The organism is Bacillus chungangensis, assembly GCF_030812995.1.
Classification (GTDB): Bacteria; Bacillota; Bacilli; order Bacillales; family Bacillaceae_C; genus Bacillus_CF; species Bacillus_CF chungangensis.
The window spans coordinates 57384-69571 of sequence record NZ_JAUSTT010000025.1; the positions used below are offsets into that span (position 1 = coordinate 57384).

Genomic DNA, 12188 nt, shown 5'->3' on the forward strand with positions numbered 1-12188 from the left:
TTTATTCAACCTATGTGTATCATAAAGGAATCGCACAATCACAAAAGAAGTGTTGCTTTATTTTATGGTCTATTTCCTATCTTCATGAGTATATTGAATCTTAGGAGGACAAACCAACAGTTATTTCAAAAGTGCGAAAAAATATTGAGTAAATGTTTTTTTGAAATCTAAAGAGATTGAGATTTTTTCCTCTTCTCTAACTCCTTATCTATTATTGTTCGATTGGCCTTCATTTTTAAACGTAGAACCTCCAAATGGGACTACAGCTAAAGAAGGAAAATACAACGAGACAACGGAGTATTTAAGAAATTCCCGTTATAAGCTTAAAAAGTTCTACAATACGGGAAAAGTGTCAGCCATGCTCTCTTAATATCGTGGCATTTGTTCTCCTTTTGAAATCTCACTAAATGGAGGGAAGGAAAGCTTGCGTCTTTCAAAATTAAAAACAATTTTCCTCGCCTTAACAGTAACGCTCATGGCTGCATCGATGATCTATTTTCCAAAAGAAACATTTCAGGCCTCCATTCGTGGATTGAATATGTGGTGGGAAATAGTATTTCCATCATTATTTCCTTTTTTTGTAATCTCCGAAATGCTCATTGGTTTCGGTGTCGTTAAATTTCTTGGCGTATTACTTGAACCATTAATGAGGCCTTTATTTCGTGTTCCCGGTGTAGGTGGATTTGCCTGGGCAATGGGAATGGCGACAGGCTTCCCTGCAGGTGCGAAATTAACGGTTCGACTTCGTCAAGAAGGACATTTAACACAAATGGAAGCGGAGCGCCTCGTTTCTTTTACCAACTCATCTAGTCCATTATTTATTTTTGGTGCAGTTTCCGTCGGTTTTTTTTACAATCCAAGCCTTGGTATTATACTTGCAGGTGTTCATTATCTAAGCAATACTTGTGTCGGTATCATCATGAGATTTCACGGAATACTCACAGAAAAAATGAATAAAACAAGCAAGAGAAAAAGAAAACGGCTTTTAAATGATGCATTTCAGGCGCTGCATCAAACAAGAATCAATAACAAAGCTCCTATTGGCAAACAATTAGGCGACGCAGTTATTTCATCTATTCAAACACTTTTAATGATCGGCGGTTTCATCATTTTGTTTTCTGTCATTAATAAGCTTTTATTTCACTTGCATATAACTGCTTTTTTATCAAAATTATTTGAAGGCATCTTATCCATGTTCCATCTATCTCCTCTGCTTAGCACTCCGTTTATTGCCGGTTTATTTGAAATTACACTTGGAAGTCAAATGACGAGCCAAGTACAAGAAGCTAGTCTCATGCAGCAAGCGATTATGACCAGTTTTATTTTAGGATTTAGCGGATTTAGTGTGCAAGCACAAGTTGCCAGTATTTTAGCTGAAAGCGATATTCGGTTTAAACCATATTTAATTGCTAGAGTGATGCAAGCGTGCTTAGCGGCCATTATCTGTTATTTAGTCTGGAAACCTATTTACATCAGGTTTTTCCATTTTCACCAATCAGAGAGTGCTGTTCCTGTTTTTCTTCAGGAAGCAAGTATGTGGGGAGAAAATCTCCTTTATTGGTTGAAAGCAGCTGGACCGCCAATGACAATAATGAGCTTTATACTTTACGTGTTTATTTATATAAGAAGGATGAATCAATAAATATATATTGTTTTTGGGAGAGAAGATACGCTGTCAATGAAAAAACAAGCTAACGAAAAAAAGCGATGAACACTTATTTTTCGTTAACTTGATGGTCAAAACATGGACTCTCCCGCTCGAATTTTATAAAAGCAGTGGTTGTTATGATTGAATTAGTAAATCCCATAATCATACTTAATATAAAGAAGATCTATTAACTTGTAAGAAATAATCTTAAAGATTATTGGATATCCAACGAATATAAATAACAAACAAATCGATTTTAATCATTTTTAACATGTCATTTCTCTTTCTCATAACAGTTATTGACATGCTCAATATATAAAAATGCTCGATGTCTCATATTTGATACATTTTTCAATAATATCTATATTCCGCTAGATTGGAAAGAAAAAATCAATAGATGCTGTAAAATGTGTTTTATAGAGAAAACTTATTTCTTAACGCATCTTCTACTTCTTGAGGAACCAAGTCAGAAACATTTCCGTTGTACTGGGCAACCTCTTTAACAATACTAGAACTTAAAAAGGAATACTGACTATTAGTCATAATAAAAAAGGTTTCAATTTTATCATTCAGTACTCTATTCATAGAAGTAATTTGCATTTCATATTCAAAATCAGAAACAGCACGTAGACCTCGAATTATCGCATCTGCTTGCACACTATTTGCATAATCGACAAGCAGCCCTTGAAAAGAATCAACCTTCACATTCGGAATCTGTTTCGTGACTTCCCCAATGAGATCCATTCGCTCTTGAATAGAAAACAATGATTTCTTTGATGAATTGTTGAGCACAACCACGTATACTTCATCAAAAACTTTCGCACCTCTTTTAATAATATCTAGATGACCATATGTAATAGGATCAAAACTACCTGGGCACACTGCGATTCTCGTCATTTGTTAATCCCCTCATTCTTTTCCTTCGTATAAATGGTTAAACCAGTCATTCCGAAAGTATGATTTTTAATTTGTTCCAAGGTTCCAATCACCCTAGGCAAAATGAGAGTCTCCTTATGCTCGCAAACAAGAAAGCCAGTTGCAGATAATAGCTGCGCTTCGTCAACCATTTGCAGCAATGTTTCTAAATGTTGTTTGTCATATGGCGGATCAAAAAAAATGACTTCAAAACAAAGTTCACGTTTCATGATTGCCTTTAAAGCTCGGATTGCCTCATTACAGAAGACCTCACTGCGGTCTTGAAATTGACATAATTGTATATTTTGCTTCACTGTTTGCACAGCTTTTCTATTTTTATCAACAAAAATCATTCGATCTATTCCCCGGCTTAAAGCTTCAATTCCTAGTCCGCCGCTTCCAGCGAATAAATCCAACCCTATACCTCCCGAAAAGTAAGGACCTATCATATTGAAAATCGTTTCTTTCACTTTATCCGTCGTTGGTCTTGTTTGGCTTCCAGGCACTGCCTTTAATGGCCTGCCTTTACAAATTCCAGAAATCACCCTCATTTTCTCACCACAACATTAGTCTTTTTTCTTTCTTATCCTACCACAAATATTTCCAAGCTGCTATCATCTTCAGACATGAAAATACTAGCAGTTTAAATTATTTTTAAAGAGAAAAGTTTACTCATTTCACTACGTTCTTAGTCTTGCCCCTCTTATATATAAAAAATAAGAATTCTTATGAAAATATAGTATAAAAATGAGAGATACGGCCATAATGAAAATAACAGCATCTGCGAAGGTGTTGTTGCTAACCGCGGAGAAGACTTACGTTTCCCCATAAGTTCTTCCTCCGGTTTCTCCTCTCCCTTTTCCTTCTTTCCTTTCACATAGAAAATCGTTCATTTGATAAGCATGAACGATTTTGGTCTCATGCTTTTTAGTGCATGAAAAGGAAATAGAAGGACCCTGCAGTTTTTCTGCAGGGTTTTTTATCATTGTTCATTCAATTTTAATGACGTTTTCTTGTTCATCAATAAAGACGTGAAATAACTGCTGAAGCCAAGTTTCTTCGATATAGACAGTTTCGTCCCATACTGTTAGTGGATTTGCAAATAAACCATAATCTTCTTCATTAAAGATAAATAAATTTTTATCTGTATAAAAACGATAGCGATCCGCATTTTTTTCGAGAATAAAACTATTTTCTTCTTGAATCTCTGTAATCTCATAGCCGAGCGCTTTCATTGTTTCTTCAAATGGATACATTTTCTTTTCTTGTTCGTAATATGTCAGCCGAACATTGTCTTCTTGTTCCTTTCCAATATAAACTGGCCGCAAATCATAAAATACAAGCTTTCTAAATGGCGCCTCTTTGTCTTTATTGATTGTAAAAAAATCGGTTCCTAAACTAACAATTTCACTCAGTATTTGATCCAGCTTTGCGCTATCAATTGTTTCTCCTTTATATTCTGTTAATTTTTCTATTAAACGCTTGCGATCATCTTCACTTAAGTATGCCATCAATTCTTCAAACATGGAAATAGATTTCTCAGTTCCTATCGTCTGATTTAATGTCAAAGATGCGATAACTTCACCTAGCCATTTCTCTTTCTCCGGCAACAAATATACATGGTTAATCTTTTCCGTCAACAGGATAGCTTCGAGATTAGCCAACTGGTTGTAATCGTTCAAAATAATAAGAGAACCAGCACGCTTAGCAGGATGCTGATCAGTTACAACAATGTAAAATGATGCTGGACTATCTAGTTTGGAAACCGATTCTAATGAAATATCTGGAATCTTCATACCATCAGCATGGTAAAGGGCCGCCATTTTATCGAAGTTCGTTTCTTTCAGCATTTTATCCTGCCAATATAAAGGCGGAGCCGAACCTTCCCCAGCAAAGACATAGTAGCTGACATAATCTAAATGCTGTTCTCCTTTTTTCTCCATTCCAGCAATCCAAGCTCCGGTTCGAACTTGCTCATCTACTATCTGAATCTTTGTCGAAGTAATGTGAACACCAGACAATTGAGCTGCCCAGTTTTCAAGTAAAAAACTATTCGTATTTTCTTGCATATCAAAACGATAGGAAAGCTTTAATTCACCTGCGTCCACACTTACCTTTGTACCAATTTCATTCTGCCAATCACAATCCTTTTCATCATGATAACATACAGTATCCTTTGCATTATCTGGAAAATCAATATCATAAACTTGTGGCGGTAATTGTTGAAAAGTTTGTTCTACAATTAGCTCTTGATCTCGATATTGGATCGTAATCGTTTGTTCAGCATCCACCCCATCAGCTTTGGGCTGTTCCAAAGAATACCCTTTCCATTGAAAAAAAAGAACACTACCAGTGATAACCATTATAATAGACAGGATGGAAAGTGAAACTTTAGCCATAATCAGTCTCCTTGTAAGATGAAATAGTATTCTAATCTTACCATACCAAATTTCACATTATTTAACACCATTTTCATAAAAAAAGTAATAAACTTGTCGAATAAATAGTCACTAAGAAAGTCTAGCAAGCTAGATGACTTAGCTTAATTAAATTTTTTCACATATTTTTTTAGAAGGTTCTGGAAAAATAGGTCTTTTTAACTCCTCACAAAAGCCAGCAGCCGTAATTAGTGCTGCTGGCTTTTGTAAATATCGTTAAATTCCCATCTTATAATAATCATATTCCTTCGCCTTATCTGGTTTGGCATTTTCGAATTCAGTATTTAAATATGGCTTATAAGAAAGTTCAGCTTTTTTTACAAAAGGCAATGCTGAGAACTTTTCCATTAATTGTGGGACATCTTTTTGGTTGCAGTAAAGAACAACATACTTTAATCGCTTTGACACATAATGGACATTGCCAAAGCGTCTAAAAGCTTTCGCATGCTTTAAACTATAAAGCCAAACAATAATTGCTTGTCTTCCTTTTAACATACACGCATTCTCCTTGAATCCTATAATTTCTTCTAATCGCCAGGCTTCAGACATTAAGAAACCCGTCTTTTATAGAGGATACACTTTTATGAACCGCAACTCCCTCCAGTACTACAGCCGCCGCTACATACAGAAGCATTATCAAAAAAAGGATTGCCTGTCGGAACTTTAATATGTTCAGAGACAGATTTGCCGATAATGATACTAATCTCATCAAGCAGCTGCTGCAGTTCATTTTCGACTTGGCGAAAACGAGCTACATTTTCATCCATGTCCATATCCCTTTTCAACTGACGCGTTTCCTTCATAACGCGTGAATAATCAGGGTGATACCTTCCAAATCGTTGCACCTCGTCATAAAGTATCTTCATTCGGACAAATGAAGCTATTTTCTTCTGTGTACACGGATCTGTTTTCAATTTATCATAAAGCTGGCGATAGGTGTCAGCTATTTCTGTCTGCAAGATCATCTTAGACAACTGCTCCGATTCAGTTAGAACTTGAAGTCTTTCAGCTGTTGCAAGCATATGATCCACCTCCATCAAACGATTATTCTACAAAAGTGATGAATTGATCAGTAATTTTTTTGATAAAAACGCCTCTATTTTAAAAGGGTTTTCTCTTTGTGCCCTATCAAAATGTCAATGATAACGTTTCAAAAAAGCTTCACTTCATTTTACTTTATTTTACCATGCTTTTACTTTCGAAGCGACTTTCTTCTTTTTTCGTCGACTGTCCTATACTTAAGAAGACGGAATTATTACACTGAACTCTTTACTTATTCCATACTGTTGATTTTCTGGTGATACAATGTCTATTTTCACATGATGTGTACCCTTTTCCAAATTTTTAATAATAAAAGCTGCTGTTTCATACTCCGCATATAAATTACCGTTAAGATAAACAATCATTTTCCCTTGCTTTTGTTTGTTTCCAGAAAAGGAAATTCCCGGAACAAAACATTCAACGAGAATATCTTTGCCTTGTACAAAATGACGGACTATCATATCATCTGAATTGTTTTGATCCGCTGCTTGTACATTTGGAACAGACGCTTCAGGCTTCGGAAAATCTTGTTTACAACCAGATAATAAGAACACAATGAATAGCAGGCATAGCATTTTTTTCATCAATATCACTCCTCGTCCATAGTTTTTGCAATTCAATTAGATTTAGTCATGGTAGACATATCCTCTTCATTTTTTTACAAAAAAAAAGAGCATGATGCTCCTTCATCCGAAAACTTCCGTATCTTACTTTTGATGACGTTATCTAAAAAACTTAGATTCTCTATGGTGAAAGTTCACTTTATCCTTTCATATTTTGAAACATATGCATCATCATAGAAGCCATTTGTATACCATTTGAAAATTTCTCCACTTTATGTGGAATCGTTTGTTTAAAATAATGTAGAGATGCAATTTCAAATTGTTCCAATTCTCCTGGGTTTCTACTTAGAATGCGATACCAAATCGGTTGTTCTACTAAAAACCGCTTTAAATCGTTATCACTGTTAATATATTCGATAACCTCTGGCCTCATTAGGTGTTACCTCCATGTTTAATCTTTACGAAACGAAAATGGATCGTTTCTTTCTTTCTTCATAGGAGAAGAACCTTCTGATCGATGGCTTTGAAACTGTGATAAAACGCCTTGGATTGAACTAATCGCTTCATTCAGTTTTTCAATATATCCGTCAACCTGCTTCCCATCCATATTTTTGAGCAAACCGCTAATCTGATTCCACCAATTGTTACTATTACCTTCTTTTTTCTCCACTTTTTCACTGCTTGAAGATGAATATTCTTGCCATCTTGGATCATCAGCTCCAAGTAAATACCAATCTTCATACAATTCCTGCCATGTATACTCGCCTTTTCGGACTAATTGAATTAAATGAGTATGCTCCTTAATAAATTCTTTAAATTCCTCCACAGATGGATGAAGTTTTTTCTTTGTCATTGCTTTCACCTCAGATGAATGGCATACCTACTACAATCTATGTTTAAGTTTCATAAATGTGCAGCGTGATCAACGTCATTAATATGAAGAAACGAATGGAACTTTCGATTAAAGCGTGCTATGATTGAGTGAAAATCCATCAATAGGGCCTTTACATCAGTCTAAATAATATTAAGAGACTAAACTCCTATTAAAGAATGAAAATGAAAGCGTTCTGACATAATCTATACTGCAGCACTACTTTCACTATTCAAAAATAAGCCAGAACATATGCTAGAAAAGAGGGTCAGATATGAAAGATCGGATTCGAAACATGCTTGAAGAATGTCTTAATAACGCAACAAAAGATGATTTAACCGTCTTAGAGCAATTACTGAACGGTATCAAACGAAAACAACATCTAAAAAGAAGCTCTTATATTGGCGGCATCTTGCAAATGAGCCACGAAAAACAACAAGATTATGCCAAAGTAAGGATTCCAATTTCTGCACTTACAGACAATTCATTTCACATTGTTCATGGGGGAATAACTGCCACTATTCTTGATACAGCTATGGGATCGCTTGCTAACCAAATGCTTCCAGATGATTTAGGTGCTGTTACATCGAATCTTCATATTCACTATATTGCTCCTGGCAAAGGAAGCGAGCTCTGTGCTACTGCCAAACTTATTCATCAAGGAACGAAGACAATGATCTTAGAAGGATTTGTGCACCGAGATGATGGAGTAAAGATTGCTCATTGTACTGGAACTTTTTATATTATTCAAAAGAAAAAATCAGGATAACACCCCTTAATGGGATTAATCCTGATTTAATTTTTCATCTTTTTTAATAAAATTTTGTGTATAAGTCTTTTGATAAACACCAACACCAAGATGGGTAAATTCTTTTTCAAGCAATATATTTCTATGTGCTTCTGAATTTAACCAACCTTCCACTGCTGCTGGACCATCAATATATTGAACAGCAAGATTTTCTCCCGCCATTTTATAATTGATATCTTGCGCATCAAGCCGATCGGTCAGTTCCCCAGAATGAGGCGATGAATGGGAAAAAAATTGGTTTTTCTCCATGTCTTCACTATGTTGAAAAGCTACTTTGGCTGTCTCCTCATCCCAACTCAATCTTGTTACTTCAAAACGTTCTCTTAGTATATTGGTAATATCAAAAATTTGCTTCTCTGTGCCTTCTTCAACCTGTCTCCACTCGCTCTCGCTAAGCGGTTCCTGAGACATTAACTTTCCTCGATAAACCAATTCATATGGACGCATTTTTACTAATGTTTCTTTATCAATAAAACGAATGCTAAACAGTTTGCCAGTCAATTTATCAATAGAGAGCTGCGCGTAAATATCTCCAAGTTGAATCAAAGGCCGAATATTTAAATCTTCTTCTGTTAATTCGAATCGATATGTGCCTTCATCAATTTGCACAAGAATTTCTGGCTGCAATAAGATGGTGCGATAAATCTCTCCAATTGTTTGCCCAATTTTAAAAGGCTGAAGCTCAAGATTTTCACCAACTGCATATATCGTCACAATTGTTTCTTCTTGAACTCCTACCTGCATATATGATGTTTCTTTACTATTATAAATCCACCACTCATAGCCATATAAAGATACATCCACTCGATTCGGCTTTCCGAATTGCTCAACAAATTGTGCAGAAGATTTTCCAATATAAGTAGATAATCCAGATTGAGGACGCTCTGCATCATTTTCTATGGAATCAATGATCAAACTTTCATCATCCAATCTTGGAGGATTTGTATACTCATCCATATTCAAAATTTCATTTTTAGGTGAATTGTGTGTGTAGACTGTTATAAATAAAATAATTGCAAGGAAGATAAGAATTCTAAAAAGAGTTCGCAGTTGTTGACCTCCTTTCTACATAGATGAATGATACGGAAATAATAAAATGATACTTCTTCCCAGTGGAGATTTTTCACCTCTCCAAATGAAAAGAAGTAGAACATAGAACTAGGATAGAACTTCATTTAAACATGGAATGTTTCGATACCGGAATTTTCCTTTTCCGATTGCAGTGCTTTTGGCCGACACGAAGTAAAAACCTCTTTCTATCTTTCTCCATAAGAATAGCAAACTGTAATATATATAGCCATTATAGCACTTTTCCCATACCTATTTAAAACAAAAGAACTAAGTTAAAAAAAGATTTTTTCATGTTAAAAAACCTCTCTTAACTGAGAGAGGTTTTTCAAATTTTCAATGCTGTAAATGCGTCTCATTCGTTTCAGAAATCTCAGATAGTGCTTGTTTTGCTTGCGAATCTGTTAAATCCCGAACAGCTAAATCTCCAAGCGCAACGATACCAACTAACCTATCGTTTTCTACGACGGGAAGGCGCCTAATTTGATGTTCAGCCATTAAATGCGCTGCCTCATTCGTTGTGCTGTCAGAGGAAATGGTAATCAAGTTGCCGCTCATAACATCTGCAACCATAGCTGATGAGGACTCTTTTTCAGCAATACATCGCAGAACGATATCACGGTCAGTAATTACTCCAACTAGTTTTTCGTCGTCTACAATTGGAATGACGCCTACATTTTCTTCTTTCATTTTTATCGCAACATCATAAACGGAATCTTGCAGTGTACATGTTTCAACGTCTGTAGTCATTATTTCCCTGATTTTTGTCATCGCGATTCCTCCTCATTTTCTAAATGTGATCGCACTGATAAGGGCGATATACACGATTTTAGTTTTTCCTTACAAACAAAAGTTATTCCAAATTAGTATCTTTCTGAAATGTTACAAATCTTGTCACATTATTCGCTGCTTTTTCATCGCCATTCATTTGCAACACTTGGTTTTTTCGACTATTATTAAAGAGAATGATTTTTTTACAAACAGTCAAAAAAATCTTATAGTGCCTGTTTATAAAGCACTAATTCAAAACACATATGTGAAACAGCTGTATTTTAAGGATGTGGAGGGGAACGTGGATGAAATTTGAAAATACAGGTATGGAAACGATTAAAATTGATTTAAATCGCTTGGATGAGGTAATGTACAACCATTCCATGATTCGATCTGGACAATGGGATTATGAACGTGTTACATACGATCATAAATTTCAGATAAAAGAAGGTATTTACTACTTGCGGATACAAGGATATGCCTTTGAAGGCGATGTGGGCAATCATGATGCTACTATCCAATTAATCACACCAGTCTTAGGCAAATATTATTACCCACATGGAATAGAATATGGGGAAGATGAACATTTTCCAAGTCATCTCGTTAAAAAATGTGAAGGCATCATTGCAAATATAAAAAAAGACTTAATCGTATTTAGTGAATAAGGGCCAGACTCAGCTTGTTAATTAATGAAGCTGCTTCGGCAAAATGTCAAAAATAAAGACAGTACAGATTTATTTCTGTACTGTCTTTTTATATGATTCGAAAACGTGTTATTTGCAAACAACAGACTGAATAAATGATGAATAAAATAAAAGAATAAGACTGTTCAATCGTACATAATAAGTATTATAATAGCGCTAAGAGTAATTATTTTGAGAGGAGCATTACATGGCCGCAGTGTTTAAAAAGAAATATCTCATCATTACACTCATCATTTTATTTCTCATTTTAATTGGTTATTTTATTTTGCCTGTATCAGTTCCTATTATTATGGCGCTGGCAACAGCACTAATCCTTGACCCGTTGACTAAGTTTTGTCAACAGCGATTACGCTTTAAAAGAAAACTTGCTGTCTTAATCGTTTTTCTATTGTTTTCTCTATTCATTGGATTCGCTGCCTTTTTTATTACGACAAAAGTAGCAAGTGAAGCCGTTAGACTAGTGGAAAGCACCCCAACTTATATTAATGAAATCAACCAAATATGGATAAAATATAAAGGCCATCTACAAAACCTAACAAATGATTTGCCAGAAGAGCTTGTTTTAGGATTTGCTAGTGAAGTTGAAAATTTTTTAGATGGTTTAATTCAAAGTCTTCGTCTTTACTTAAATATTGAAAATATTACTGCCTTGTTATCTTTTATCCCAAATTATTTAGTAAGTTTTATCGTCTATTTGATTGCTCTTTTTTTATTTATGTTAGAATTGCCTAGTATAACAAAAGGTATTTATTCCCATTTAACAGATAAAACAGCAGATGCGTTCAAATTTATGACTTCACGTCTATCATATGTTTTTTTTGGTTTTTTCAAGGCACAATTTTTAGTAAGCATCATTATTTTTGCTGTTGCTTTGATTGGACTATTTATCATTACCCCAGAAGTTGCTCTAGTAATGTCTATCATCATTTGGATCATTGATATCATCCCTATTATTGGCTCCATCGTCATACTGGCGCCATGGTCCATTTATCATTTATTAGCCGGCAACATTGCTTTAGGAACCCAGCTAGCAATTTTAGCAGTTGTACTGCTCATTATTCGCCGTACAGTGGAACCAAAAGTGATGGGAAGCCAGATAGGCCTTTCTCCACTCGCAACACTTATCTCCATGTATATCGGTTTGAAATTGATTGGTATACTTGGGTTCATAGTTGGCCCATTGCTGCTTATTATTTTAAAATCAGCTCGAGAAGCAGGAATTATAAAACTAAATTTCAAAATTTAATTCCTTACTATAATACGATTTCATAGAGTAGAGTAACCTCTTTCGAGGTTACTCCCTCATCAAACCGTACGTGCCCTACTAAGGCATACGGCTTACCCATGTGTTACTTGTTATG

At 35.1% G+C, this 12188-nt stretch carries 14 protein-coding genes; 4 read left to right on the forward strand and 10 right to left on the reverse strand.

Annotation, left to right across the window (positions count from 1 at the left end):
- Positions 1–424 precede the first annotated feature (424 nt).
- Complete coding sequence (gene ylbJ, locus J2S08_RS17660) at positions 425–1642, forward strand: sporulation integral membrane protein YlbJ (RefSeq protein WP_307231884.1); 1218 nt, start codon at positions 425–427, stop codon at positions 1640–1642.
- Between the two features lie 420 nt (positions 1643–2062).
- Here ylbJ and coaD read toward each other — a convergent pair whose 3' ends face one another.
- The 8 genes from coaD to ylbD all read right to left on the reverse strand — a co-directional run bounded on the left by coaD (position 2063) and on the right by ylbD (position 7458).
- Complete coding sequence (gene coaD, locus J2S08_RS17665; RefSeq protein WP_307231886.1) at positions 2063–2545, reverse strand: pantetheine-phosphate adenylyltransferase; 483 nt, start codon at positions 2543–2545, stop codon at positions 2063–2065.
- The gene (gene rsmD, locus J2S08_RS17670) at positions 2542–3114 is read right to left on the reverse strand and encodes a 16S rRNA (guanine(966)-N(2))-methyltransferase RsmD (RefSeq protein ID WP_307231888.1); all 573 of its coding nucleotides are present in this window, start codon (positions 3112–3114) and stop codon (positions 2542–2544) included. Before rsmD ends, coaD begins: the two co-directional genes overlap by 4 nt.
- Before the next feature lie 438 nt (positions 3115–3552).
- Positions 3553–4962 carry a stalk domain-containing protein gene (locus J2S08_RS17675; RefSeq protein WP_307231890.1) on the reverse strand — a complete coding sequence of 470 codons (1410 nt, stop codon included), beginning with the start codon at positions 4960–4962 and terminating at the stop codon, positions 3553–3555.
- Between the two features lie 255 nt (positions 4963–5217).
- Positions 5218–5496: a YlbG family protein gene (locus J2S08_RS17680; RefSeq protein ID WP_307231892.1), complete on the reverse strand. Its 279-nt coding sequence runs from the start codon at positions 5494–5496 to the stop codon at positions 5218–5220.
- Between the two features lie 86 nt (positions 5497–5582).
- Positions 5583–6023 carry a YlbF/YmcA family competence regulator gene (locus J2S08_RS17685; RefSeq protein WP_307231894.1) on the reverse strand — a complete coding sequence of 147 codons (441 nt, stop codon included), beginning with the start codon at positions 6021–6023 and terminating at the stop codon, positions 5583–5585.
- A gap of 216 nt (positions 6024–6239) precedes the next feature.
- Entirely contained in the window at positions 6240–6626 is a 387-nt protein-coding gene (locus J2S08_RS17690) for a membrane lipoprotein lipid attachment site-containing protein (RefSeq protein WP_307231896.1), read from the reverse strand.
- 178 nt (positions 6627–6804) lie between these two features.
- Positions 6805–7038, reverse strand: coding sequence for a YlbE-like family protein (locus tag J2S08_RS17695; protein WP_307231897.1), 234 nt, complete (start codon positions 7036–7038; stop codon positions 6805–6807).
- A gap of 18 nt (positions 7039–7056) precedes the next feature.
- Positions 7057–7458: a YlbD family protein gene (gene ylbD / locus J2S08_RS17700; protein WP_307231899.1), complete on the reverse strand. Its 402-nt coding sequence runs from the start codon at positions 7456–7458 to the stop codon at positions 7057–7059.
- Positions 7459–7750: 292 nt separating this feature from the next.
- On the opposite strand from ylbD, the gene J2S08_RS17705 reads away from it, so the two are divergent.
- The gene (locus tag J2S08_RS17705) at positions 7751–8245 is read left to right on the forward strand and encodes a PaaI family thioesterase (protein ID WP_307231901.1); all 495 of its coding nucleotides are present in this window, start codon (positions 7751–7753) and stop codon (positions 8243–8245) included.
- A 15-nt stretch (positions 8246–8260) separates the two neighbouring features.
- Here J2S08_RS17705 and J2S08_RS17710 read toward each other — a convergent pair whose 3' ends face one another.
- Both J2S08_RS17710 and J2S08_RS17715 read right to left on the reverse strand, forming a co-directional pair.
- Complete coding sequence (locus tag J2S08_RS17710; RefSeq protein WP_307231903.1) at positions 8261–9241, reverse strand: CAP domain-containing protein; 981 nt, start codon at positions 9239–9241, stop codon at positions 8261–8263.
- A 447-nt stretch (positions 9242–9688) separates the two neighbouring features.
- Entirely contained in the window at positions 9689–10123 is a 435-nt protein-coding gene (locus J2S08_RS17715; protein WP_307231905.1) for a CBS domain-containing protein, read from the reverse strand.
- A 305-nt stretch (positions 10124–10428) separates the two neighbouring features.
- Between J2S08_RS17715 and J2S08_RS17720 the strand changes: the two genes are divergently transcribed.
- Both J2S08_RS17720 and ytvI read left to right on the forward strand, forming a co-directional pair.
- Positions 10429–10788 carry a YugN family protein gene (locus tag J2S08_RS17720; protein ID WP_307231907.1) on the forward strand — a complete coding sequence of 120 codons (360 nt, stop codon included), beginning with the start codon at positions 10429–10431 and terminating at the stop codon, positions 10786–10788.
- A gap of 226 nt (positions 10789–11014) precedes the next feature.
- Positions 11015–12073, forward strand: coding sequence for a sporulation integral membrane protein YtvI (ytvI, locus tag J2S08_RS17725; RefSeq protein ID WP_307231909.1), 1059 nt, complete (start codon positions 11015–11017; stop codon positions 12071–12073).
- Positions 12074–12188 lie beyond the last annotated feature (115 nt).